The sequence below is a fragment of the Maribacter algarum (ex Zhang et al. 2020) genome (assembly GCF_005885635.1).
Lineage (GTDB): Bacteria > Bacteroidota > Bacteroidia > Flavobacteriales > Flavobacteriaceae > Maribacter_C > Maribacter_C algarum.
Genome location: NZ_VATY01000001.1, coordinates 157114 through 181656 on the forward strand (window position 1 = coordinate 157114; position 24543 = coordinate 181656).

The window sequence follows — 24543 nt, forward strand, 5'->3', positions numbered from 1 at the left end:
TTCTAACTATTTACTATTCTAGATAACGGCAATTATTGCGCCAAAGTATTTTGGTTGGGTTGTTTGTTCTTTGGTTGGTCAAACTAATCTAACACCAAAATTAAAAAGATTTCGACCAGCGGTAATTCGTTATCCATTTGAACTTATTACTTTTATATCAACAATACCTGCAGATGATGACACCCGAGGAAACAACCGAAAAAGTACCTGAAACTGTTCTAGAATTGAAAAATGTTTCTATTTTTCAAAAGGAAAGTCTGATTCTAAATGATGTCAGCCTCGAGGTCAACAAAGGGGAATTTGTTTACTTAATCGGAAAGACTGGTAGTGGAAAAAGTAGTTTCATGAAAACCCTTTATGGGGATTTGCCCCTAAGACAGGGGGAAGGAAAAATTGTTGACTTTGATTTGAAAACCCTTCGTGAAAAGGACATTCCGTTCCTACGAAGAAAATTAGGGATTGTTTTTCAAGATTTTAAGCTACTGCCTGACCGTACTATTAATAAAAACATGCGTTTTGTTTTAAAAGCTACAGGCTGGAAAGATCCAGCCAAAATGGACCAACAAATTCTTGAGGTTCTGGAGAAAGTAGGCATGAAAACCAAGGGCTTTAAATTCCCCCATGAACTTTCAGGTGGTGAGCAACAGCGAATTGCAATTGCCAGAGCTCTTCTGAACGACCCAGAATTAATAATCGCCGATGAACCTACCGGAAACCTCGATCCCCAAACCAGCGTAGAGGTGATGAAAGTTCTGCAGGATATTAATAAGGCAGGACGCACCATATTGATGGCGACTCATGATTACGCGCTTATATTAAAATATCCTTCGAAAACATTAAAGTGCGATGGGAATAAGGTTTTTGAGGTAATACAACGAGCGGTTTAGGTTTTTTCATAACAAATTCAATAAACAAAGGCATTTTATGATACTTACAACTACCAATACCATCGAAGGAAAATCCGTGTCAAAATATTTAGGTATTGTTACTGGAACTACTTATGTCACCTACGAAATGACTAAAATGAGTTTCAAAGATATGTTTAAACAAAAAAAGTATTACGAAGCTTATGAAAAAGGACTTGAAGAAGCCAAAGAAGAAGCTTTTCAAAAACTAAAGGATAACGCTGAACGATTAAATGCAAATGCTATCATTGGTATAAGTGTGGATGTCGAATCCGTATCGGGCAGTATGTATACAATGGTTTCTGTGGTAGGTACGGCAGCGGTAATAATCTAAAACTACCATACACATAACAAAACTAGTAATCTGCACATTTCAAGTATAAATCCCTGCAATATTTACTAGCTTTGAGTATGCCTTCGCAACCCATTCAACAATCTGATTATCGCATTCGAAAACTCATCGGCACCTTGGGGTTAGCCCTTCCTGTTTTGTTACCGCTTTCTGAGGGTATGCTATTATCCTCAATGAGCCATTATTACTATCAACCTCTATCATCCTTGATTTTTGTCATCATTCTTGCCTCCTTCGGATTATTTCTACTTTCTTATAAAGGCTATAAAATTGACTCAAAGACGGAAAAAATAAGTGATGATTTACTCACGAATATTGGTGGAATATCGGCGCTGATTGTTGTCTTTGTTCCTACCTACTGTTTGGAAAGTAGTAGTCCCGTTATTGATGAAATATGCGCCAGTGGGGAATACCCCTTATTAGGCCATATTGATGGGCTCAAGAATACAATCCATTTAATATTTGCAGGCATTTTTATCTTTACTATGGGTTGGATGTCTAAGTACAAGTTCACTAGAGGTGAGCAGACCTCTAAAAATAGATTCTACAAATGGTGTGGAAACTTGGTTTGGATTGCTATAGGCCTTTTAGTCGTATTAGTAATCATCGATTTTTTTAATGAAGACTTTCAAATTACTCCTTATGATGTTTTCTTTCTGGAAACTTTAGCCGTAGTTCCCTTTGGGATTTCTTGGTTCATAAAAGGAGAAGCAATGGAGAATATCAAAAGTTTATTTAGCAAAACAGATACTTCCCAATAATAAACAAAGTAAAATTAGTTTAAGAGGGATTTATTATCTTCAGGATTGTAGAGCTATCTTTCAGCAAATTCTTGAACATTGAAGAAAATAAGACAACTTACATTATTGTACTTTCTGTGTGTAGTTTTATTCGGATGCGAGAACCAGGAACCCAAAAAAATACCTCCCAATATCTTATTTATCGCTATTGATGATTTAAGGAATGAATTAGGCGTATACGGAAGCCAAGCGAAATCCCCAAATTTGGATGTCCTTGCCAACGACGGATCTCTTTTTACAAATCATTATGTACAAGTCCCGACTTGTGGTGCTTCCAGATATGCTTTGATGACAGGACTTAGACCATCAAAACCAGAACACCTAAGAAACGATGCGATTGAATTTGAGATTTCCAATCGAAAAGAAGGAGAAATTCCGGAGAGTTTTATTCATCACTTTCGAAGAAACGGATATTATACCGTGGGAATTGGAAAAATTACGCATTCTGCGGATGGATTTCTTTACGGATATGAAGAATCAGTATCAGAAAAAAGAGAACTCCCACATAGTTGGGATGAACTTCTTTTTAACCCTGGAAAATGGGAAACCGGTTGGAATGCTTTCTTCGCTTATGCCAATGGAAAAAATAGACAGAGTCTAAAAAAACAAGTAAAACCTTATGAAGCTGGTGAAGTGGATGATGAAGGTTACCCAGATGGATTGAGCACCAACCTTGCCCTTTCAAAACTAAGAGAACTTAAAAATAAGAAACAACCCTTTTTCATGGGGCTGGGCCTTTTCAAACCTCATTTGCCCTTCAATGCGCCAAAAAAATACTGGGATTTGTATGAAAGAGATAGTATTGCACTTTCTGAAAATCCAAGAATTCCAGAAAATATAGATTCAAAAAGTCTGCATGAAAGTGGCGAATTCAATCAATATGCGCTAGGAGAGGAAAAAGCAAGTTTGTCCGAATCAGTTACTGATGATTATGCTCGAAAGTTACGCCATGGATATCTAGCTTCTATCAGTTATATAGATACTCAAGTTGGAAAAGTGCTTGAAGAGTTAAAGCGCTTAGGACTGGAAGAAAACACAATTGTGGTAGTATGGGGAGATCATGGCTGGCATTTGGGCGATCAGCGCGTCTGGGGTAAACATACGCTTTTCGAAAATGCATTAAAAAGCACATTAATCGTCAAATCACCACATTTGAAGAATCAAAACAAAGAGATTCAAACCATTGTCGAAAGTGTGGATATATACCCTACTTTGATGGAGATTTCAGGTATTCCCTTTAATCATAAAATCGATGGAGAAAGCTTTGCTCAAGTTTTGGAAAGCGCCTCTGAGGGAAATGAGGTGGCCTATAGTTATTTCAAAAATGGTATCTCAATGCGGACTGAGAAATATCGTTTGACAAAATATTTTAGGGATGAAGAACCCGTTTTAGAACTGTACGACCATGACCTAGATTCAAATGAGTCCAATAATATTGCTGCTGAAAATTCAGAAATTGTAGCGGACTTGATGCACTTACTTGAAAAGGGAAATACCGGTTTATACAGTTCAAATTAGTCACCGAGGTCTAAAGAAATTTCTTCAATCACTAGCCAAAGTTTTTTGCTATTTTTGTTCGCGAACTATATTACCCACTAATGGACGTACTAGGAATTGACATAGGAGGCTCAGGCATCAAAGGTGCTTTGGTAGACTCGGTAACGGGAGAAATGTTAACTAAAAAACATAGGATACCCACCCCTGAAGGTCGAAAACCCAAAGACATGGCCCGTGTAGTTTCTGAAATTGTAAAACACTTCGACCATAAAGGTCCTATTGGTGTTGGTTTTCCTACGGTTATTAAACATGGGGTTTGCAAGTCACCTGGAAACTTGCATAAAAAATGGTTGGGTCTAAATGTTGAAGAACTTTTTAGAGAGGCCACGGGTTTACCTGTGACTGTGGTAAATGACGCCGACGCCGCTGGGTTCGCAACAATGAATTATGGAATAGGAAAGGGTAAGAAGGGCTTAGTAGTTATGATAACTATTGGTACAGGTTTGGGCAGTGGTGCATTTCTTGATGGCCGGCTAATCCCGAATTTTGAGTTGGGTCAAATTCCCTATAAGAAATACAAGAAAATAGAGCTTTGGGCCGCCGATTCGGCAAAAGAACGCGAGGGGCTTACTTATGAAAAATGGGGAAAGCGATTTAATACGTTTTTGGAATATGTGGACTTAATCATCGCGCCAGACCTTATAATTTTAGGAGGTGGTGCGTCGAAAGATTTTGATGAATACAAACATTGTATAAAAATCGACACCCCAGTGATGCCTGCAAAGTTGAAAAATCAAGCCGGAATTATTGGAGCAGCGGCAGCTGCTTTGCAATAGCATTATACAACTAAAGCTTGTAAAAAAATCCCCAAACAGAAGTTCAGTTTGGGGATTTTTTAGTGTTGTCAATTTATCTTTAAGCGATTTTATTTCGCTTTCTATCTACTTCAGTCAAGTATATTTTGCGAAGTCTCAAGTGCTTCGGAGTTACCTCAACATACTCATCTTTCTGAATATATTCCAAAGCTTCTTCTAAAGAAAACTTAATCGCTGGAACAATCTTCGCCTTATCATCCGCTCCAGAAGAACGAACGTTAGAAAGCTTTTTTGTTTTTGTAATATTGATGGTCATATCATCACCACGAGAATTCTCGCCAATCACCTGTCCTTCATAAATATCTTCTCCTGGGTCGACAAAAAACTTTCCACGATCTTGAAGTTTATCAATTGAGTACGGAATCGCTTTTCCTTTTTCCATCGAAACCAAAGAACCATTTTGTCTTTGCGGAATATCTCCTTTCATTGGCTGATACTCAAGGAAACGGTGGGCCATAATTGCTTCACCAGCAGTAGCAGTCAACAATTGATTACGCAAACCGATAATACCTCTTGAGGGGATCAAAAACTCACAAACCATTCGATCGCCTTTCGCTTCCATACTAGTCATTTCTCCTTTACGGATAGAAACCATTTCAACCGCTCTACCAGATACTTCTTCTGGCAAATCAATAGTTAAGGCTTCAACCGGCTCACATTTTACGCCATCAATCTCTTTAATAATAACCTGAGGTTGACCTATTTGTAATTCATAACCTTCTCTTCGCATCGTTTCAATCAAAACTGAAAGGTGAAGTACCCCTCGACCAAAGACCAAGAATTTATCTGCACTATCGGTTTCATTTACGCGAAGTGCTAAGTTCTTTTCCAGCTCACGTTCCAAACGTTCTTTGATATGACGTGAAGTAACAAACTTACCATCTTGTCCAAAAAACGGACTATCATTAATCGTAAACAACATGCTCATCGTTGGCTCATCGATAGCGATTGTTTTCAATCCTTCAGGACTTTCTAAATCGGCTACCGTATCACCGATTTCAAAACCTTCCACACCAACCAAAGCACATATATCTCCTGTTGCTACTTCTTTTACTTTTTTACGACCAAGACCTTCAAAGACGAAAAGCTCTTTGATTTTGGACTTGACAATACTACCATCTCTTTTCACCAATGATATTTGCTGTCCTTCTTTTAAACTTCCTCTCGTCAATCGTCCGATTGCAATTCTTCCCGTAAAAGATGAGAAATCCAGAGAAGTAATTAGCATTTGGGTATTCCCTTCTGTTGGTTCAAAAGTTGGAATATGCTCAATAACCATATCTAACAAAGGTTCGATATTCTCTGTTTCATTTTGCCAATCGTCACTCATCCAGTTGTTCTTGGCTGAACCATAAACTACAGGAAAATCTAACTGCCATTCCTCTGCACCTAGCTCGAACATGAGGTCAAAAACCTTTTCATGAACTTCTTCTGGTGTACAATTTTCTTTATCAACCTTATTGATAACTACACAAGGTTTCAATCCTAAATCAATAGCTTTTTGCAGAACAAAACGTGTTTGTGGCATTGGACCTTCAAAGGCATCTACCAACAACAAAACTCCATCAGCCATGTTCAATACACGCTCCACTTCACCGCCGAAATCGGCGTGACCTGGAGTATCAATTATGTTTATTTTAATGTCCTTGTAGACCACAGAAACGTTTTTAGAGGTAATTGTAATGCCTCTTTCACGTTCAAGGTCGTTGTTATCTAAAATCAAATCACCGGTGTTTTCATTGTCGCGGAACAGTTGACAGTGATACATGATTTTATCAACCAAGGTCGTTTTACCGTGGTCAACGTGCGCTATAATGGCAATATTTTTTGTTGTCGACATAACTTTTTATTTAAAATAGTAAGCACCTACTATTTTCAGCCTGCAAAGATACTGCTATTTTCGACTTGCGAAGCCAAACTTATGTTATTTTTATATAGTTGATTTTGAGGGAGTTATTTTAACGTCGTTTGCGAAGAACCCAACCGATTCTAGCGGCCAAAATCAATCCGATCCCCTTATTGAAATCATCTTCTAAGTATGCAACTCCGCCTTCAAGTCTATAGAAAAATCCTCTTTTATAGGTCCGCTGAATCCCATAAACCGGACCACCACCAAGAATATCTGAATTTTGAATATCACCAATAAGTGGGGCACCACTTTGGTAAACTAAAAGGCCACCAACATAGTTTCCGCTATTCCCGGTGATATTTTTCCCTTTTCTAATTCTCCTTTCCATATTATAGTAATATCGATATTGCCCTCTCAGGATAGGATGCACTCCAAATTGGGTTTCACAACCTGAACAGCCTCTAATTTGGAGTCCGGTAAGTGCTTCAAGACTTAATGTGGCGTTTTTGCCGATTCCCTTTTCATATAAAACCGCTGGCATGGGCAGACCTATCTGCACTTGATTTTCTTCTACGTTTTTGTCGGACTGTGAATTCGCAAAAGAAAGACTTAGAAGATAAAATAGTATCGTAAATTTTTTCATGGTTGGTTTCTATTAAATTGAATTTTTCTACAGCCGCAAAGACTGCGCCAAAAAGATTCTTTTGTATGGAAATAATCTATTTACCCACACACCAGCGTTTCTCAGTAGTTTACTTTAAAGTGAGGTTATTTTTTGAATTGAATTGTCAGTTAAATCATTGAAAAGTCGGCTTGCGAGACTTACGCTTGGTAGCGACCCAGCCAAAAGTGAAATTGAACAAAGGTCCGTATCCATCTGGCACCCCATCCCCAAGATAGTAACCCGCTCCTAGTTCGGCGTTGAAGTTGAATCCGTTTTCATAAGTGCGTTGTACACCATAGGTAAGACCATAAAAACCCAGATTAAAATCATCTGGACCATCTATATTCGTGGCCACTCGAAGTGGCGAAAAAAATATACTTCTCGCTACCGCCATATAATTTCCTGAATTGCCCGAAACGTTTTTATTTTTTTGCATTCTTCTACCAAAGTTGTGGTAATACCGTACTCGCGTGTGCAGCGTCAAACCTAGGGCATATCCTTCTTCATAGGTAGCAAAACCTAGAACCAGACCCCCAGAGGCGGTGACATTTTTGAAGATACCAAGTTCATAGTCAAATCCTGGACTAAGTAAATTGAACTTGAACTGATGTCTTTCAAGATTTACAAGAGCGAACGTCTTTCCAGAATTTGTTTCGATAACTCTTTGCGCCTTAACTTGAAAAACTAAAGCGATACAAAAGATTAAGCTAAGTGCCCATATTTTCATAACAAGAAGTATTTTGATTTCTTAAATCTAAAAAGGTTACTAGAGTTATTGAGTATCTTTGTGTAAATTTTATGAAATGGACCTCAACCTAATTCCTCAGCTAAAACATACCGAAAGTAACAACTTTTTTCTCCTGTCAGGACCATGTGCCATTGAAGGTGAAGATATGGCCTTACGTATTGCTGAGAAGATAGTTTCTATTACGGATAAACTTGAAATTCCATATGTTTTTAAGGGAAGTTTTAAAAAAGCAAACCGAAGTCGTGTGGATTCTTTTACGGGAATTGGTGATGAAAAAGCCTTGAAAATCCTAAGAAAAGTATCTGAGACTTTTGAAGTTCCAACAGTTACTGATATTCACGAAGTATCGGATGCTTCAAAGGCAGCGGAGTATGTTGATGTCCTTCAAATTCCAGCATTTTTAGTCCGTCAAACGGATTTGGTAGTTGCAGCAGCAAAAACGAGAAAAGTAGTTAACCTTAAAAAAGGTCAATTTATGAGTCCTGAGAGCATGCAGCATGCAGTGAGAAAGGTTACTGATTCAGGAAACGAACAAGTGATGATTACCGACCGCGGTACCATGTTCGGATATCAAGATATGGTGGTTGATTTTCGAGGTATTCCGACTATGAAACAATATGCCCCGGTTGTATTGGACGTTACCCATTCCCTGCAACAACCCAACCAATCTTCAGGAGTAACCGGAGGAAGACCTGATATGATAGAAACAATATCAAGAGCGGGAATCGCAACAGGTGTTGATGGACTCTTCATGGAAACACATTTTGACCCAAGCATTGCCAAAAGTGATGGTGCTAACATGTTACATTTGGACCATTTAGAGAAATTACTGACCAATTTGTTGGCGTTGCGAAAGACCGTAATCGGATTGAAGTGAATTCACCAATCTCCTAAACATCTTTTTCGTACTTTGGAATTTCAACCAAATGGAGTTTGCCATGAAGTTCAAAGTCATCTTTCTTTTTATTGCCTTAATAGCGATTTTCTTTTCCTGTCAACCAAACTCTGAAAAGAAATCCTCAAAACGACCAAATATCGTCTTCATCATGTCTGATGACCATGCGTATAAGGCCATAAGTGCATATGATGACGAATTGATAAAAACACCGCATATCGATAGAATTGCCAAGGAAGGAATGTTGTTTACCAACGCCTCGGTTACCAACTCGATATGTGCACCTTCGAGAGCTGTAATACTTACGGGAAAGCATTCACACATCAACGGAAAAATCGATAATCGCTCCCCTTTTGATACTACAAATGTTACTTTTCCACAATTGCTTAAAAAAGCAGGTTATGAAACGGCAATGTTTGGGAAACTGCATTTCGGAAACAATCCCAAAGGATTTAACGAGTTTAAAATTTTACCTGGGCAGGGCGATTATTACAACCCAAAATTCTTAACCTCAGAGGGAGACACAACGATTACCGGCTACGTAACCGATATCATTACCGATCTAACGCTCGATTGGATGGAAAAGCGTCGCGATACCACTAAACCCTTTTTATTGATGTATTTGCACAAAGCGCCACACCGAATGTGGATGCCTGCCGAAAGACATTATAAACAATTTACCAAAAAGACGTATCCCCTACCTGAAACTTTATTCGACGATTATGCTTCAAGAGGGGAAGCATCAAGAACAGCGGAAATGGCCATTTTCAAGCATATGCTTTTGCAATACGACCTGAAAGTGCCTAAGTCTATTCTTGATGACCTTGGTATTAAAGAACATTTGGGTGCAGGTGGTGTGAATACCCTAAATGAAACTCAAAAAGCCAGATGGGATAAAGTGTATGATCCTATTGCTAAAGAATTCAAAACAAATTACCCCTCTTTCAGCGACTCTACTCTAACGGTATGGAAATACCAAAGATATCTGCAAGATTATCTGGGAACTATCGCTGGGGTAGATGAAAACGTCGGTCGGTTATTAGATTACCTAGATGAAGAAAAATTGAGTGAAAACACCATTGTAGTATACACCTCGGATCAGGGTTTCTATTTAGGGGAGCATGGTTGGTTCGACAAACGTTTTATGTATGAAGAATCGTTCAAAACCCCATTGTTGATTAAGTGGCCCAATGTGATCACACCCGGAACTACTGAAGATGAAATGGTTCAAAATCTTGATTTTGCGCAAACCTTTTTGGAAGTTGCAGGTATCATTCCTCCTGAAGATATGCAAGGTGAAAGTCTAGTCCCCTTGCTAAAAAACGAAAGAGAAAAATGGGATCGAGATGCAGTCTACTATCATTATTACGAGTATCCTGCTGAACATGCAGTAAAACGACACTATGGTATTGCTACCAAAGAATTTAAGCTCATGCATTTTTATTATGATGTAGATGAATGGGAACTGTACGATCGCGAAAATGACCCAAATGAAGTGAATAACGTTTATGCTGACCCAAATTATGCGCAGGTCGTAAATGAATTAAAACAAAAACTCAAAGGTTTAAGAATAAAGTATCAAGACTCAGACGAGTTAAGCAATCAATATATTCAGATTTATAAGGATAATGGGTGGATTGAATAGTTGTTATTTGTAAAACTTCTTGTTTCTAACCGAATATGCATCTTGAAGGACTTCAATCAGAATAGTATCATTGATTTCTTCCAAGGATTTATAACGAAGGGACTTCATCATTTTACGTTTTTCAGTGACCATGAGTTCTACATGTTTCGTCAAATGCGCCGCACTCCAAAAGCCTAGATCCACATAATCTTTGCTTTGGTTCATGTAACAAAATGGCTTCCCATTGATATAATAGAAAGGAATCCGGTATTTATATTTCAGATCAACATCAGTAACGGTAAGTTCGATAACCGATTGCAAATGCAACAATATACTCCTAAAAGGTTCATGTTGATTTAAAATGTAATTCTCGGCCGGATTCAATTTATACTCTTTTCCTCTTTCTGAACTCTATCAAAAAATTTACGCGATTGATCAAGAACATATCCTAAGGTATTGCTATCTCTAAAACTATGTCCTTGAAATTTTAGATAACGAAAAGTTGCATTCCCTTTCTTTTGATTCAAAAATGTGGCCTCCATGTCCTCGGCTTGTTCGGCAGGAACAATTTTATCATACCTGCCATGAAAAACAAGAAGAGGAGAGTTAATCAAACTTACATAGCTAACAGGCGAAATCTCTTCATAGTAACTAGCCTTGCGATTACCTAGGGCAGTGGTCCAGTAATCATATGAAAATTTTCTTCCGTCGGCTTTCTGACCTTTCATCCATTTCTTAATATCCGTTGGGGCAGCTAATGCGACCCCGGCTTTGAAAAGGGAGGAGTACCTAGCCAGTGAAAGATAGGTGGCGTAACCTCCGTAACTATGCCCAAAGATAAAAATCATTTTATCATCAAGTTGAAATGTTTTCGCAGTATATCTTGTAGCATCTACAATATCGTCTATCATAGTGGTATTCATTGATTGAACTCCAGCCAAAATATGGCTTTTACCAAAACCATCAGAGCCCCTAAAATTGACCCTCAATACGGCATAACCTTTTGAGGCAAAATATTGCGAAAAACCATCGAGTTCCCAATAATCCCTGGCCCATGGTCCGCCATGCGGAATTACAATCAATGGTGTTTTGTTATCTTTTTGATACGCCTCAGGCGCATTAAAATATCCGGATAATGGATGACCATCACGACTTTTAAATGATACGGCCCTCGTTTTTGAAAGCTTGAATTTGTCAAGTTCTTCGTTAAATGAAAACATAACCGAATAGCTTTTACTCGCTAAGTCATAGATACCAATATTACCTGAATACGTATCGCTCCATTGATTGATGACAAACCTATTACCAGATGCATCAACATCTACTATGTCATTGACATAACTTCCAAATTTTGTTCTCAAGGCGGCTCTCAATTTCACGTAATTTTGATTTAAAGCCCTGAATTCAGGCAGAATACCTTCATATCGCACTCCCCCAAGGTTTTTTAAATTTTCATCGAATAACAAGGTTAAATCATCAGCTTCTGGGTTTGCAACATCACAATTAGTATCAGAAAGAACTTCTTCAACAATCTTTTTTTCCTTAAAATTATATTTGATCAACCGTCTTTTATCAACTGTAATATTTTCAGCCAAATAAATAATTTCCGAGTCATAATCCGTTTCTACCAACACCAAGTTTTGGTCAAGAAAAGATGAGCCTTCGATTTTTAAGGGATATAAATTTCCATCTATTTTAATCTCAAGCGGTATCCATTCATCATCAGTTCCTTGCTCGTAAAATTGAAGTTCTTGATCCTTTACACGAGCACTTAGAATTACATTGTCATTTCGATCAAGAATCCACATATTCATTTTATCCTTTTTTCCATCTTTCACCAGCTCCTTTTCCCCTGTAAAAACGTTCACACTATGCACATATGCATATCCCTTTGCATCAAATGATTGAATCAGTATGGCGTCTTCAACCTCCTTTTGTAATGATAATACAGAATTGTATCTATAATTACGAAACCGTTTGTAAAGATCTTTTGTGGGCTTTCCTGTTATATTACCGACCAGTTCCGCTTTGTTTTCACCATCGATATCAATGGCATAAATTCTTCCGCGCTTTTCATAAATCAATCTTTTATTCGTCAGCCAATTAACTTCATCAAGTGATCCAGAACCTACTTTGAATTTATGTTTTAGTTTATAGCCATCTATGTCTATGACAACTATTTCATATTCAAAGCTATTCTTGAGAATTTCCAAGAATAATTTTCCATTAGGAGAAATTCTATAGTTACGTTGTTGTGATTTCGCAAAAAGGAGTTCAGGCGGCAACTCTTGAGGTATAGAATCCGCTTCGGCCTGACCAAAACTATTTATATTACAAATAAGACAAAGAGTCAAGCTTAGTAGAAGGCTGGTTTTTTTAAAATTCATTTCAAAAATTTTAGGACGGCTGCTTTGAAATAACGCTAACTATCTAGGTTTCATATACTATTTTGAACAATATTTTGAGTTTTACAGCTAAACCGGCCGTTGTTTGAAATAAAAAAGAACTCATATAAATAGGCATTTCAGAATGATTTATATTTTTTTGATTAAATGATAATGGGATTTTGTAATTTCAAAGAGGAGAACATTACCTATTATAAACAAACCTATTCCAATGAAAAAACTGACCTTTCTAATCGTGCTGATTTGCTTTGTAAATAACATGAATGCCCAGCACACGCACCAAAGCGAACACGCCCTTACCTACCCTAATATCGAGGGTTATGTAAGTCTAAAAACAGATTTACACATACATACTGTTTTTTCAGATGGAAATGTCTGGCCAACTATTCGTGTTCAAGAAGCCTTACGGGAAAATTTGGACGCTATTTCCCTAACTGAACATTTAGAATACCAACCACATTTAGATGATATCCCTCACCCAAATCGCAACCGATCTTATGACTTAGCACTTGCGGAAGCCAAAGAACATGACTTGCTTATAGTTCATGGTTCTGAAATTACGCGTTCAGCTCCTATGGGACATAGCAATGCAGTCTTCATTGAAGATGCAAATCCCTTGTTACAGGATAAAGGTGAAAAAGCATTTTCGGAGGCTAAAAAACAAAATGCATTTGTTTTCTGGAACCATCCTGCTTGGCATGCACAAAACCCTCAGGGCAATCCCATTCTCAGTGACTTTCAAAAAGAACGTATCGAAAAGGGAGAGTTACATGGAATCGAGGTAATCAATTCCGTGGACTATAATGAAGAATCCCTGGCGCTTGCTCTAGACCAAAACCTTACTATAATGGGTACCAGTGATATTCACGGACTCATAGATTGGGATTATACCGAAAAAGGAAATGATAGACCCATAACCTTAGTTTTCGCCAAGGAAAGGACCTTAGAAAGTATGCAGGAGGCTTTATTTGCTGGAAGAACAGTTGCAGTTTACAATTCTCTTTTAGTAGGGAAATCGGAGTTTCTCACCCCTTTAATACAGTCAAGTATTACGGTGACTGCTGCTAAGTATATTCCAAAAACGCAGGTACTGGAAGTACAATTAAATAACATTTCTAGCAGTCCGTTATTGTTTGAAAATGCAATGGACTATGGTTTTTACAGCAGTTCGCCGGTTTTCGAGATTCCGGCTATGGGTTCCTATACACTTCGCATCAAGACTTTAGAAGAAAAAGAAAGCATCGATTTAAAGTTAAAAGCTATTGGTGCTTTTACGGCACCGAAAGAATCTCCCGTTGTTTCGTGGAAAATTCCGGTTGAAAAGTAGAATTGATACTTTTTTAGCCCAACCTTGTTCTACTTTGAAATATTTATTTTAACTTTGAATTTCAAAGTACTTTAAAATGGACTCAAATAAATACTTAGACGACATATCAGAAATCAAAAATATGATGAGCCGCTCGTCACGGTTTATCTCCTTAAGTGGCATATCAGGTATTCTTGCGGGTTGTTACGCCCTAATTGGAGCAGGCTTTGCCTATTTGCGGCTAAAAGAACTTTCCAGTGCCAATTACGCAGGACTATCCGGACGAAGTTCTTCTCTTTGGGGAAATGACCTGATACAAGACTTGACTGTAATAGCCGTCTCTGTAATTGTGCTCGCTGTAGTTACCGGAATAATTCTGACCGTTAAAAAAGCGAAGAAAAGTGGTGAAAAAATGTGGGATGTATCCAGCAGACGCCTAGTATTGAACTTCCTGCTTCCACTACTCACCGGTGGGGCTTTTTGTCTGGTTTTGATCCAGTATGGAATTGCTGGTCTTGTAGCACCAGCTACCTTACTATTTTACGGACTCGCTTGCATCAATGCCAGTAAGTATACCATGCGTGATATCCGTTATATGGGATTGGCATTTATAATCATAGGATTAATTTCAACGCAATTTATAGGATATGGATTGTACTTTTGGGCGCTTGGTTTCGGCTTATGCCATATCGTTTATGGAGCATTAATGCATTTTAAATATGATCGAAAATAATTGGAAAGCTTTGACACTTTTTTAAAGCTATTTGGTTATTTTGATCTTACGATCTTAGGGTTTCTATTATTCTTTAATATTAAGAATTATGGAAAAGTAAATGGGAACTTAGGCTGTTGGATTGGAGTCATCCTCTTTGGTTTAGTATTGCCATTTATTTCCATGATGATTGAATTACAGATTGTAAAATCGAATGGGGGATGGATGGACAGTTTCGAAGTAGCTTATGTCTTTTTAAGGTTTCCTACTTATTGGATTATAGGAATAGTACAAAGTATTTTTTTTGCATTAACAACAAACAAAAAAGATGAGCCTAATAGATAATATAAACAAAGCATTTGACCATCGTATTCGGTTGGGTATCATGTCCATTCTGATGGTCAACGATTATGCGGATTTTAAAATGCTGAAGGAGTTATTGGGTGCTACTGATGGAAATTTAGCCAGCCACACCAAAGCCTTGGAAAAAGAGGAATACATTTTAGTGGAAAAACAATTCATAGGCAGAAAACCAAATACACGATATTCAGCAACCAAACTTGGTAAGTTGCAGTTCAAAAAGCATATTGACGCCCTTGAAAAGTTAATTGGAAAATAAGACTATATTTTTTTATCTTTTTACTTTGAATTTCAAAGTACTTTAAAGGTTACAACAATAAAAAAGCGATTTGCGTAAAGCGTAAAGCAAAATAATATGAGAGCACTAATCTTAGAAAAATTATACGAGTGGAGTTTGATTCCCTACCAGTCCTTCAAAAAGAACAAAGCCTGGGATTTGGGTATTGAAGACCTCCTGCAATACCCCAAAGGCACTTTAGGCTACCAAATGGGTTACTTTCTGCTCAGCAACAATTTTGACCTACAGGACAAACTCGAGAGTCATGATGTCTTTCATGTATTGACCAGAACCGGAATTACGGTTCCCGAAGAAATCAGCATGCAATTCTACTTACTTGGGAATGGAAAACGAAGCGCTTATCTCTTTTCCGTCATCTTTTTAGGTGGTCTACTCTTTCCTGATTATTTCAAAATGTTCCGTTCAAAATATAGACTTGGGAAAGCTTCTCTGCCTTTTCACCAACTAAACTTCAAAAAGCTTTTAGATCAACCGCTTGAACGTATTAAAGACACTTTTTTAATTCAATAAACCCTACTAAAATGAAAAATCGATTTAAACATTCCATTAATTATAGTGCTGTCATCCTAGCTATATCCAGTTTTGTTATCGGTACAATACTTCTATTATTATCCCAATCAATATCAGCAGACTCACTACTTGTAATCGGATTATACTACACTGGCTTAGCATTAATTGCTAATATAATTATGCTATTGATTCTAATTACGAACGCCATTAGATTTCATAAGGATTACTGTGAGAACCTCGGTACTATAACCATTTTGTTACTAAATATTCCCATTACACTTTACTATATCGATATAATCTTTTACAGTCCTTTTTAACCCAATTAAATCCCACAACAATGAAAAATAAATTCAAACATTCCATTAATTACATAGCTGTTCAGATAGCCCTACCCAGCATCATTGTTGGCGCTATATGCCTATTCCTTTTTAAAAATAATTCGAATACAGGCTTTGTAGGAATTGGCTATTTCCTTGCCATAGTGATTGGTGTACTGAACAGTATTATGCTGCTTCCTTTAGCGGTGAACACTTTACGAAGAATAAAAGATTATCCAGAACATTTGAAGGCTCTAGTCTTGTTACTCATTAACCTTCCCTTATCGGGAGCTTATCTAGAAATACTATGAAATTCGCCATTTCAACTTTGAATACTATTCAAAAGACTTACTAGCGAATTACACCTGACCTTAATACATCTACAGATGAAAATTGTAAAAAATAAAGACTCAAAACTCTATCATATCTACCGCAACTTAAGTCTTCTCATCGGCTTTGTTCTGGTACTTACAGTTGTTCAAATAAAAAACATACTCTCATTTTAAATAGCAATATTATGAACGTTCATATCAAATCAATTTTGTCAGCACTAGCCTTTAGCATTCTATTTTATAGCAAAAGCTTCGGCTTAAACCTCTTCTTAATTTCCATCTTAGTGGTGGTACTTGTATCAACTCTACGAAAGCAACATTCCATTTCTTGGGGTTATGCGCTCGCTTATGTAGGAACCGCAGTATTTGTATTTCTCAACCCCTCAGGCTTTACCATTTTCGTTCACTTTATGACTTTTATGGTTTTCGTGGGAAAATCAATTTCCCAAAAAAGCTCCCTTTATTTAACCTGGTTCTTAGGATGCATAAACCTAATCATAGGTTCTGTAGCGAACTATATGCAGAAGCAAGAAAATGAACAGGGTCAAGAGAAAAAGGAAAAGAAAGATATTTCTCCCAAACTATTCAATCGCCTGAAAGGTGGACTAGCGGCACTTGCACTGCTCTTCATTTTTGGAATGTTGTATCGAAATGCAAATCCGGTTTTTGGGAATCTAATTGAGAGGATTAACCTAGATTTTATAAGCTTCCCGTGGTTGTTTTTTACCCTATTGGGATATATAATCTTCTTGCACCTGTTGCGTCCTTTCGATGCAAAAGAATTGGTAGCATTTGATTTGGCACAGACTAACAACCTAAAAAAACCAACCGAAATCGTCCTTATCGGTGAAAAGAAGAAACTTGAAGGTGAACATACCTTAGGAAGTATGATTTTTATTGCCTTGAATCTGCTTCTACTTTTCTTTCTAACAACAGATGTTATCTATCTGTTTCAGAAGACAGAAATCTCCAATTCCGGATTATCTCAATCCGTTCATCAGGGAGTGTATGCATTGATGTTTTCAATCGTCTGTGCAATTGCACTTATTTTGTATTTCTTCCGTGGAAACCTCAACTTCTTTCAGGGCAACAAACGTATCAAATCACTAACCTATATTTGGATTGGCCTCAATGTAATTCTAGTCGCTTTTACGGCTTATAAGAACTACACCTATGTAGAAACTTTGGGTCTAACCTACAAACGTATCGGTGTTTTTGTCTATCTCCTACTTACTTTAATAGGACTAGTAACAGCATATGTAAAAGTTGCTCAAGTAAAGAACTTCATCTATTTGGTACGTACCAATATCGCAACGGTCTTTGCCTTTCTAATTGTCAGTGCGGCCATTCCCTGGGATAAAACCATCACATGGTATAACCTTAATACCATTGAAAACCCTGATATACATTATCTGATTTGGTTAGGGCAAAGCAATAGCGAACAGCTTTACGAGTATACAAAAGCCAATGCAACTAAATTGGAAATTAAAACTAAAGACCGTATAGAAAAAAAGTACGAAACCTTCGTGCAAGCGCAATCTGAAAAAACATGGCAAGAATACACCTTATATCAAATCGCAAAAAACGACACCAAATGATAGCACTATTTAAACATCGATGGAATCGAATTGCCGTACGCTTGGCAACCATAGGGCTCTTTTTCGGAACCCTGCTTATGCTAACTGCCTTGATGGCCGAAAATGACCTGATAATTACTATAGGCATTGTATTTCTCGTGCTATACATTCCGATAACGCTAGTGATACTATTTATTCTGTTTATCAATACTATGGCCAACTTAAAGAACATTCATGAGCATGTAATGGCCCTAATTATTGTAGTCATGAACTTTCCAATCGCTTTATTATATATCTATTTTATAAATCCTTGACAATATGAAATTTAACCATATGAAATTCTCGAATCACAGCAATCTTTATTTTAATCTTAGTCTTTCCGTTGGCTTTGCCTTTCTCCTGTTATTATTTCGGATGAAAATAACTCATAGTTCCTTTTATCTTTTTTTGGTTTGGAATCTTTTCCTAGCGGGAATACCTTTTGCCATTACCCAGCTCTTTAAAATGAGTTCAAAACTCCGCTCTCTAAAAATTGTTGGTTTCTTAGGGTTTGCTGCGTGGTTATTGTTTCTTCCGAATAGTCCCTATATCATAACAGATTTAGTTCATCTTCATAGCGACCGTTCCAGTTTGGTTTGGCTTGACCTCTTTTTAGTTTTCGTTTTTGCCTTCAACGGGTTGCTTTTGGGACTGTTATCTATGCTGGATATGTTTACCTTAATTAGTCAACGCTACGGAAACCAGGTTGCCAAATACACCCTATTCAAAGTTTGTCTCTTAAGTGGCTACGGCATCTACTTAGGACGTTTTCTACGTTTCAATTCTTGGGATATCACTACCAAACCAGCAACCTTATTCTATCAAATCGCATATAGTTTGAAAGAACCCAAAGTATGGCTCATCACTTTCGCCTTCGGAGGTTTCCTATGGATTTTGTTTTCGGTGTTACAGTCGGTTTTGAGTTTGCGTGAGAGTCAAATGGTAGAAAAAAGAGGATAGAAAATAGAGAAGAAAGGTTCCCCTCCTTTTTCAAGGAGGGGAACCCTAAAAAATCTTTTAAATTAAAATTGTTACAAGATCATGAAACTAACATTCAACAAAATCTATTTCCTATTCTTCATCCTGCTCTTCTTAACCGAAGCAGCAATCGCCTATTATTTAAAAAGTGGATTCATCCGTCATACTTTCGGAGACTTTTTAGTGGTTATATTACTCTACTGTTTCTTTAAAAGTTTTGTAAAGGCAAATTCAGTACTAATTGCTTTAATGACCCTAGTTATGGCATTCACCATTGAGTTTTTGCAGTTAACCAATTTCCTAGAAATGTTAGGGCTTAAAGGCAATATGTGGGCGAATCTGGTTTTCGGTAATAGCTTTAGTATTCAGGATTTGGTGGCGTATAGTCTTGGGATAATGGCAATACTATTCATCGAAATTAGAGTATTACGAAAATCATGAGTTATTAAGGCTAAAGATAAAATCAACATCCTAATGTTCATTTGAAAGTTTTTTAAATTGTATCGGCTCCTTTTGAGCCAATAATTCTAGTGCTTCAACATTGCCTTTGGAGTCATGAACAAATTTCACAGTGAATTCAGGATTAAAAGACTCCCTAAAGTCAGATAGTCCCTTTAAATAAAAGTTGTTATAAGCAATATGTTCTAATTTAAATTTGAATGTTGGCAATTGGGCAAACAAACCATTTCCTTCGTTTATAATTTTGATTCTACCGTACCCTTTTGCATCATAATTGCCTAAAAAATCCTTTTGCTCATGGGTTGGCATTTTGTCCTTGTTTAAGGGCTTATCTTCTACATCACCCTTATACATATCATTTACTAGAACAGGATATTCCTTTTCCGGAGACAAGTCGAGAAGTTTTCTTGAAATATAATCAGATATGATGTAGGGAAGTGTTGTATTGCTTTTATTGCACAAAACAACGACACCAGTCTTTCTAAAAGGAAACAATTCCATAACTGTGCTAAACCCATTGGTATTACCTCCATGGCGTAATCGGTAATGACCATTCCAAGAACGCATGCGCCAACCAAAACCTTCGGTAAATAAAAATGAATCCTCTGAATACTCCTCATTGTATTTCAGGTTTTGAGGTCGTGAAGCCTCGTAAATATAATTTTCAGGGATAACTTGATTCCCCTCAAATCTCCCCCTATTCAACCAAACAGACATCCAATTCGACAAGTCTCTTACCGTACTTTTAATGGCGCCTGCAGGCGTGTACGAGTAGTAATTTTCATAGGGTACTTTGACCACCTCTCCTTTATGCATAGCATAGCCAGTGGCATAATTATTTGTTTCCTTCATTGCTTTCAAAGTAGTAAATGAAGAATTCATTTTTAAAGGTCTAAAGATTCGCTCTATAATATTGGTCTCCCAATTTTTACGAGTTACTTGCTCAACAACTGTACCGGCAAGCGTATAACCCATATTACTATACTCCCAACTGTTTTTCACTTCAGTTTCTGGTTTTAAAAACTTTAATCGTTGAACCGTTCGTAGTTTACTTGAATCAGGAAACATTACCATAGAGGCACCATGATTCCCTAATCCACTTTTATGACTCAATAAATCTTCAAGAGTTATCAAATTGTTCATCTTATCATTGTAAAATTGAAAGTTGGGCACATGCAATGCAGGCTTGTCTTTTAGGGACAACTTATTTTCGGACTCTAAAATTCCCAAAAGAGAACCTGTAAAAGCCTTGGTCATTGAAGCTATATGAAATACGGTGTTTTCTGTTACAGGCAACTTATTTTCAATATCTCGATAGCCAAAACCTTTTGAATAAATAATCTCACCATCATGTACCACCGCAATCGAAAGTCCTATAGCATCATACTGCTGCATAAGGTTTGTGATACCTTTATCGATTCCTTTTAACTTAGAATCTGTTTTTTGACTAAAAGTGATTGTCGTGAAAAGAAATGCTAGAAGCTTTGCGTAAAATTTCATTTTGTGCTGTTTTAGTTCTCAACAAAAGTGAAGTTTTGAAACGTTTCAAAAGTCCGAATAAAGAAAGTCGAACTCTTTTTTTGGAATTTTTTAATGGGCCAATTGCTCTTTTCTAAAAACGGTTGGCGTTTTACCAGTTAGCTTTTTAAAGGAAGTATAGAACGAAGATTTAGAGTTGAACCCAACATGATAAAGTACTTCTAAAATGGTTTGATGCTTTTCATTAGGATTTGCCAAAATAGTTTTGGCCTCTTCAATACGATATTCATTTATAAAATCGAAAAAGTGTTTTCCCATATGATGATTTATGAGAATTGATAACTCCTTTTCTGGCATATCAAACTGAGTAGCTAACTTTTGTAGCGTTAGCTCAAAATCTAAATAGGGTTTTTCATTTTTCATGAAAGCCTGAAGTCTTTCAATTTCACCTTTCAATAGGGTTTGATTCAAGCTACTATCACCCCTGCGCAATGAAGATTTCACTGGTCTTAAATTTGTTTCAATACCCGTAAACAATTGTGGATGATATAACGCCTTTAAAACAAACCAAGTTGTAATTACTAAAGTTGAAATGCTTATGACAATATTTAAATCCAAAATTAAGTGTTCAAGGTTAACATATTGGAGACACGACTTCATAAGAACAAAACTGTGGGCAACACAGGATAATACCGCAAACTGAAACAACCATTGATAGGCTCTGGAATTCGATTGAGAGGTATTTTCAAGCTGAATTCTGTTATATCTTTTTAAACTCACAAAAACCGCAATCATATAAGCGAACCATTGAAGTTCAACTATCACTCCGTAGAGTTTTAAAGATGAGCTTGATAAAGAGGCAATTTTAAAAATGATTAAAAAAGTAACGAATAGAACTATATGTAGAAGATGTATCGGTTTAAATCTAAAGTTTGAAAAACAAACCGAGAGTACATAACATAAAAACAAGGGCATTTGTAAAAGTGCAGATGCTGTTTTAATGCTATTTAAGATAAGATGTTCTTCAAAACACTCGCCAATAAAAAACCCTGATAAATCAAAAGCTACCAAAAGTAACATTAGGCCTAGAATATAGTTGGAACTTTTTTTCGTGCTCTTTACCGTGAGGAGGAAAACAGAGAAAATAAGCATCAGAAAAAAGGCAATCTTTCCTAAACTACTAATGAAGACTATTTTATTTTCCAACAAATGTGCGATTAGCTATTGAACCTGTGATAAGAAACTTCAAACAAATCTATTCCTTTCCATCTACATAATTCTGCAAATAGGAATAGCGTTTTGTTAGCTTTCCATTTCTTGTCATACGAGCACGTTTAAGGACACCGTCTTCATCTTTATTAAAAAAAGCGGGAATCACATGCTTCATAAAGGCAGCTCCGAATCCTACACTTGCATCGTTGGGTAATTCGCAAGGTAGATTATCAACTGCCATTACGGCGATGGCAGATTTGTTTTTAAAGTTGGTTTCCTTTTCTGTTTTGGGGTCGTAACCGTAGATTGGTTTTGCTATGGTGGAGGGTCGAATAGTCGTTGCCACTGGCCCATCAATATCGCAACTGACGTCAGCCACTACTTTGATTTTAAAATCGGGATGTTTTGTATCTTCCCGAGTGTACAAATACGGTGCACCGTCTCCGTAGAAATGTCCAGCAATATAGAAGTCAGTTACTTTCGTAAATCTTGTAAAATTGGTTTTATATTCTTCAGGATTTGCAAAGAAATCCGCTTTGTTACCGCGTACTCCGTCTTTGCGTTTGTTGTATTCGGATGCATCAATTTGACAATAGACTGGTTCTTTGAATTCCTCTTCTAAATATTCTCCTACATTTACTTTTCGCATGCCCATTCCGTCGAGCATTTCACGAGCGCCGTTACCTACCCTACCTCTACCCGTGAGCATAATTTTGATATTCGGGAGTTTTATTTTTTTCAATTCCGAAATCAATGCTTGTTGGTCTGCTAAAGTTTCTGCTTTGGGAAGCTTGTATGTTCCGTATTTGAGTCCGTAAGCTCGGAATCCGTTATACGCTCCCACGATGCCCGCGTATCTCCCAAAAGCAACAACACGTTGCTCTTTTTGATTGGTGATAACTTCATGGTCATAGAGTTCGATATTCTTATCAAGAATGGCTTTAAGCAATTTTCGATTATAGGGTTGTTTCTTTATGGTGTGGGAAAAGAAAAAGTACTTTTTATTGGGAATCAAGGCTTCAATAGGTACTTCTTTTACGCCGAGAAGCACGTCGCATTCTTCCATCTTGGATGCTACTTCGAGTCCCGCAGCTTTGTACTCCTTATCCTTAAAAACTCGAATTGGTGAAGGTTCGACAATAATCTCCGCCTTTGGATGGTTTTCTAAGACTTTTTGACAGGCTTCCGGTGATAGTACTACGCGCCGGTCGGGTGGATTTTTGCGCTCTCTGATGATTCCGAACTTCATATATTCTTGGGTTTGTAACTTTTGGTGCGGTAATAGTTCCAAATTTAACGGATGACAGGACCCTATCAAAACTTTTTTTGGAATACTTTTTGGGGTATCTTTGGCGGCCTGTCTGTTATTTGACGGGAGGTGCGTTAGGGATAGAGGCAAGTACCGTGTACTACCGAAAGCCCGACCTGAGCGTTTTAGCGAAGGGGACGCCCAAGAAATTGTTCTTTGAAAAATATTGTCATTCTATTTAAAAAATAGATTCCCGCCTACGCGGGAATGACAATGGGGCCGACTGGTTTTGACAGCGAGACCAATGGCAATGTAAGCATGTCGAGCGCTGATGTATAGCTCGTAAATCTCATATTTCACACTTTTAATTGGCGATAATAACTACGCTCTTGCCGCTTAATCTGAATTATAGTAAGATTAGCCTCGTCTCTACTAGGTAGAGAAGCGAGATGTTCCTGAATAGCCTCTGTCGACGGCGATTCAATCAGGAGCACCATAAATGTCGATATAAGGCTATTAGCACTCCGATAGTAGCACTAAAACTTAAGGAGATAAGCGTTGGTTAGGCTGTTTCTGGTCAGGCCTGCGTCGAAAATCAATCAGAAAATAAACATGTAGAAGGCATTAACGTTGCTTGTTTGGACGAGGGTTCGAATCCCTCCGGCTCCACTATTAAAGTATCAAATTGATACAAAAACCTGTAAAAATCTGATTTACAGGTTTTTATATTTTTACTAGCTTCATTTAATATTTAATAATACTGTTAAAAAAGTTACCTATTCGGTAAGTATATCATATTGCACAATTACTCACCGAACAATAAGATAACTTATTGATTTTCTGTTTTAAAAGTTTAACAGTAAACTTTTTCAATTTTTATAGGGGTTTCCAGCGTTGTTACAGCAAAGATTTTTTAATCGAAAAAACTATAACCTTCAAAAAACTGAATATCTATTAATTAAAATACATAACACATCTTTAGCGTGTTACTCTCTTGCTTTACATTTCTCACTCGCAAAAGCTCGCTTCAAACTGTAAACGTTCCGCTCTTTAAACACCATCAAATTCAAACAAAAGAAATTAAAATCCTTTTATTTTTTA

25 protein-coding genes and 1 other RNA gene are annotated in these 24543 nt (G+C 37.2%); 18 read left to right on the top strand and 8 right to left on the bottom strand.

Annotation, left to right across the window (positions count from 1 at the left end; genetic code table 11):
* The first annotated feature begins 173 nt into the window (after positions 1-173).
* From FEE95_RS00720 to ppgK, 5 genes are all read left to right on the top strand, one after another.
* A complete protein-coding gene (locus FEE95_RS00720; RefSeq protein ID WP_238474480.1) occupies positions 174-887 on the top strand; it encodes a cell division ATP-binding protein FtsE in 714 nt (237 codons plus the stop codon).
* Positions 888-924: 37 nt separating this feature from the next.
* Positions 925-1239 carry a YbjQ family protein gene (locus tag FEE95_RS00725; protein ID WP_138655915.1) on the top strand — a complete coding sequence of 105 codons (315 nt, stop codon included), beginning with the start codon at positions 925-927 and terminating at the stop codon, positions 1237-1239.
* 77 nt (positions 1240-1316) lie between these two features.
* Positions 1317-2018 carry a hypothetical protein gene (locus tag FEE95_RS00730; protein WP_138655916.1) on the top strand — a complete coding sequence of 234 codons (702 nt, stop codon included), beginning with the start codon at positions 1317-1319 and terminating at the stop codon, positions 2016-2018.
* 78 nt (positions 2019-2096) lie between these two features.
* Complete coding sequence (locus FEE95_RS00735; RefSeq protein ID WP_212748409.1) at positions 2097-3575, top strand: sulfatase; 1479 nt, start codon at positions 2097-2099, stop codon at positions 3573-3575.
* An 80-nt stretch (positions 3576-3655) separates the two neighbouring features.
* Positions 3656-4390, top strand: coding sequence for a polyphosphate--glucose phosphotransferase (gene ppgK / locus FEE95_RS00740; RefSeq protein WP_138655917.1), 735 nt, complete (start codon positions 3656-3658; stop codon positions 4388-4390).
* Positions 4391-4469: 79 nt separating this feature from the next.
* Here the strand turns inward: ppgK and typA are convergent, their stop codons facing one another.
* From typA to FEE95_RS00755, 3 genes are all read right to left on the bottom strand, one after another.
* On the bottom strand, positions 4470-6269 hold the full coding sequence (gene typA, locus FEE95_RS00745; RefSeq protein ID WP_138655918.1) for a translational GTPase TypA: 1800 nt from the start codon (positions 6267-6269) through the stop codon (positions 4470-4472).
* A gap of 118 nt (positions 6270-6387) precedes the next feature.
* The gene (locus FEE95_RS00750; protein WP_138655919.1) at positions 6388-6921 is read right to left on the bottom strand and encodes a hypothetical protein; all 534 of its coding nucleotides are present in this window, start codon (positions 6919-6921) and stop codon (positions 6388-6390) included.
* Positions 6922-7075: 154 nt separating this feature from the next.
* Positions 7076-7669 carry a hypothetical protein gene (locus FEE95_RS00755; protein ID WP_138655920.1) on the bottom strand — a complete coding sequence of 198 codons (594 nt, stop codon included), beginning with the start codon at positions 7667-7669 and terminating at the stop codon, positions 7076-7078.
* Between the two features lie 76 nt (positions 7670-7745).
* Here FEE95_RS00755 and kdsA point away from each other — a divergent pair, with 76 nt between their 5' ends.
* Both kdsA and FEE95_RS00765 read left to right on the top strand, forming a co-directional pair.
* Positions 7746-8567 carry a 3-deoxy-8-phosphooctulonate synthase gene (gene kdsA, locus FEE95_RS00760; RefSeq protein WP_138655921.1) on the top strand — a complete coding sequence of 274 codons (822 nt, stop codon included), beginning with the start codon at positions 7746-7748 and terminating at the stop codon, positions 8565-8567.
* Between the two features lie 61 nt (positions 8568-8628).
* Complete coding sequence (locus FEE95_RS00765) at positions 8629-10230, top strand: sulfatase family protein (RefSeq protein ID WP_138655922.1); 1602 nt, start codon at positions 8629-8631, stop codon at positions 10228-10230.
* A 3-nt stretch (positions 10231-10233) separates the two neighbouring features.
* On the opposite strand, the gene FEE95_RS00770 is transcribed toward FEE95_RS00765, so the two are convergent.
* A complete protein-coding gene (locus FEE95_RS00770) occupies positions 10234-10593 on the bottom strand; it encodes a DUF1801 domain-containing protein (RefSeq protein WP_138655923.1) in 360 nt (119 codons plus the stop codon).
* Positions 10590-12596 (bottom strand): alpha/beta hydrolase family protein, encoded by a 2007-nt coding sequence (locus FEE95_RS00775; RefSeq protein WP_138655924.1) that lies wholly within the window; start codon positions 12594-12596, stop codon positions 10590-10592. The genes FEE95_RS00770 and FEE95_RS00775 overlap by 4 nt, the downstream gene beginning before the upstream one ends.
* Before the next feature lie 229 nt (positions 12597-12825).
* Here FEE95_RS00775 and FEE95_RS00780 point away from each other — a divergent pair, with 229 nt between their 5' ends.
* The 10 genes from FEE95_RS00780 (at position 12826) to FEE95_RS00825 (ending at position 19484) form a co-directional block, all read left to right on the top strand.
* Positions 12826-13941, top strand: a complete 1116-nt coding sequence (locus FEE95_RS00780; RefSeq protein ID WP_138655925.1) for an Sb-PDE family phosphodiesterase — start codon at positions 12826-12828, stop codon at positions 13939-13941.
* A 76-nt stretch (positions 13942-14017) separates the two neighbouring features.
* Positions 14018-14653: a hypothetical protein gene (locus FEE95_RS00785; protein WP_138655926.1), complete on the top strand. Its 636-nt coding sequence runs from the start codon at positions 14018-14020 to the stop codon at positions 14651-14653.
* A gap of 307 nt (positions 14654-14960) precedes the next feature.
* Entirely contained in the window at positions 14961-15251 is a 291-nt protein-coding gene (locus FEE95_RS00790) for a winged helix-turn-helix domain-containing protein (RefSeq protein WP_138655927.1), read from the top strand.
* Between the two features lie 96 nt (positions 15252-15347).
* Positions 15348-15800: a hypothetical protein gene (locus FEE95_RS00795; protein WP_138655928.1), complete on the top strand. Its 453-nt coding sequence runs from the start codon at positions 15348-15350 to the stop codon at positions 15798-15800.
* An 11-nt stretch (positions 15801-15811) separates the two neighbouring features.
* Positions 15812-16117 (top strand): hypothetical protein, encoded by a 306-nt coding sequence (locus FEE95_RS00800; protein WP_138655929.1) that lies wholly within the window; start codon positions 15812-15814, stop codon positions 16115-16117.
* 20 nt (positions 16118-16137) lie between these two features.
* Positions 16138-16428 (top strand): hypothetical protein, encoded by a 291-nt coding sequence (locus FEE95_RS00805; protein ID WP_138655930.1) that lies wholly within the window; start codon positions 16138-16140, stop codon positions 16426-16428.
* Between the two features lie 206 nt (positions 16429-16634).
* On the top strand, positions 16635-18047 hold the full coding sequence (locus FEE95_RS00810) for a DUF4153 domain-containing protein (protein WP_138655931.1): 1413 nt from the start codon (positions 16635-16637) through the stop codon (positions 18045-18047).
* Positions 18044-18340: a hypothetical protein gene (locus FEE95_RS00815; RefSeq protein ID WP_138655932.1), complete on the top strand. Its 297-nt coding sequence runs from the start codon at positions 18044-18046 to the stop codon at positions 18338-18340. Before FEE95_RS00810 ends, FEE95_RS00815 begins: the two co-directional genes overlap by 4 nt.
* Before the next feature lie 100 nt (positions 18341-18440).
* Positions 18441-19025 carry a DUF1361 domain-containing protein gene (locus FEE95_RS00820; RefSeq protein ID WP_262710883.1) on the top strand — a complete coding sequence of 195 codons (585 nt, stop codon included), beginning with the start codon at positions 18441-18443 and terminating at the stop codon, positions 19023-19025.
* An 81-nt stretch (positions 19026-19106) separates the two neighbouring features.
* Complete coding sequence (locus FEE95_RS00825; RefSeq protein WP_138655934.1) at positions 19107-19484, top strand: ribosomal maturation YjgA family protein; 378 nt, start codon at positions 19107-19109, stop codon at positions 19482-19484.
* A 30-nt stretch (positions 19485-19514) separates the two neighbouring features.
* Here the strand turns inward: FEE95_RS00825 and FEE95_RS00830 are convergent, their stop codons facing one another.
* The 3 genes from FEE95_RS00830 to FEE95_RS00840 form a co-directional block, all read right to left on the bottom strand.
* The gene (locus FEE95_RS00830) at positions 19515-21002 is read right to left on the bottom strand and encodes a serine hydrolase (RefSeq protein WP_138655935.1); all 1488 of its coding nucleotides are present in this window, start codon (positions 21000-21002) and stop codon (positions 19515-19517) included.
* 90 nt (positions 21003-21092) lie between these two features.
* Positions 21093-22187 (bottom strand): helix-turn-helix domain-containing protein, encoded by a 1095-nt coding sequence (locus FEE95_RS00835; RefSeq protein ID WP_138655936.1) that lies wholly within the window; start codon positions 22185-22187, stop codon positions 21093-21095.
* 49 nt (positions 22188-22236) lie between these two features.
* The gene (locus FEE95_RS00840; protein WP_138655937.1) at positions 22237-23442 is read right to left on the bottom strand and encodes an NAD(P)-dependent oxidoreductase; all 1206 of its coding nucleotides are present in this window, start codon (positions 23440-23442) and stop codon (positions 22237-22239) included.
* A gap of 275 nt (positions 23443-23717) precedes the next feature.
* On the opposite strand from FEE95_RS00840, the gene ssrA reads away from it, so the two are divergent.
* Positions 23718-24114, top strand: a transfer-messenger RNA (tmRNA) gene (gene ssrA, locus FEE95_RS00845).
* Positions 24115-24543 lie beyond the last annotated feature (429 nt).

Coding starts and splice junctions, on each gene's coding strand:
- kdsA (WP_138655921.1), top strand. CDS start 7,746: ATGGACCTCAACCTAATTCCTCAGCTAAAACATACCGAAAGTAACAAC.
- FEE95_RS00730 (WP_138655916.1), top strand. CDS start 1,317: ATGCCTTCGCAACCCATTCAACAATCTGATTATCGCATTCGAAAACTC.
- typA (WP_138655918.1), bottom strand. CDS start 6,269: ATGTCGACAACAAAAAATATTGCCATTATAGCGCACGTTGACCACGGT.
- FEE95_RS00780 (WP_138655925.1), top strand. CDS start 12,826: ATGAAAAAACTGACCTTTCTAATCGTGCTGATTTGCTTTGTAAATAAC.
- FEE95_RS00825 (WP_138655934.1), top strand. CDS start 19,107: ATGAAACTAACATTCAACAAAATCTATTTCCTATTCTTCATCCTGCTC.
- FEE95_RS00790 (WP_138655927.1), top strand. CDS start 14,961: ATGAGCCTAATAGATAATATAAACAAAGCATTTGACCATCGTATTCGG.
- FEE95_RS00720 (WP_238474480.1), top strand. CDS start 174: ATGATGACACCCGAGGAAACAACCGAAAAAGTACCTGAAACTGTTCTA.
- FEE95_RS00755 (WP_138655920.1), bottom strand. CDS start 7,669: ATGAAAATATGGGCACTTAGCTTAATCTTTTGTATCGCTTTAGTTTTT.
- FEE95_RS00830 (WP_138655935.1), bottom strand. CDS start 21,002: ATGAAATTTTACGCAAAGCTTCTAGCATTTCTTTTCACGACAATCACT.
- FEE95_RS00750 (WP_138655919.1), bottom strand. CDS start 6,921: ATGAAAAAATTTACGATACTATTTTATCTTCTAAGTCTTTCTTTTGCG.
- FEE95_RS00820 (WP_262710883.1), top strand. CDS start 18,441: ATGAAAATAACTCATAGTTCCTTTTATCTTTTTTTGGTTTGGAATCTT.
- FEE95_RS00775 (WP_138655924.1), bottom strand. CDS start 12,596: ATGAATTTTAAAAAAACCAGCCTTCTACTAAGCTTGACTCTTTGTCTT.
- FEE95_RS00800 (WP_138655929.1), top strand. CDS start 15,812: ATGAAAAATCGATTTAAACATTCCATTAATTATAGTGCTGTCATCCTA.
- ppgK (WP_138655917.1), top strand. CDS start 3,656: ATGGACGTACTAGGAATTGACATAGGAGGCTCAGGCATCAAAGGTGCT.
- FEE95_RS00785 (WP_138655926.1), top strand. CDS start 14,018: ATGGACTCAAATAAATACTTAGACGACATATCAGAAATCAAAAATATG.
- FEE95_RS00840 (WP_138655937.1), bottom strand. CDS start 23,442: ATGAAGTTCGGAATCATCAGAGAGCGCAAAAATCCACCCGACCGGCGC.
- FEE95_RS00765 (WP_138655922.1), top strand. CDS start 8,629: ATGAAGTTCAAAGTCATCTTTCTTTTTATTGCCTTAATAGCGATTTTC.
- FEE95_RS00815 (WP_138655932.1), top strand. CDS start 18,044: ATGATAGCACTATTTAAACATCGATGGAATCGAATTGCCGTACGCTTG.
- FEE95_RS00795 (WP_138655928.1), top strand. CDS start 15,348: ATGAGAGCACTAATCTTAGAAAAATTATACGAGTGGAGTTTGATTCCC.
- FEE95_RS00725 (WP_138655915.1), top strand. CDS start 925: ATGATACTTACAACTACCAATACCATCGAAGGAAAATCCGTGTCAAAA.
- FEE95_RS00810 (WP_138655931.1), top strand. CDS start 16,635: ATGAACGTTCATATCAAATCAATTTTGTCAGCACTAGCCTTTAGCATT.
- FEE95_RS00805 (WP_138655930.1), top strand. CDS start 16,138: ATGAAAAATAAATTCAAACATTCCATTAATTACATAGCTGTTCAGATA.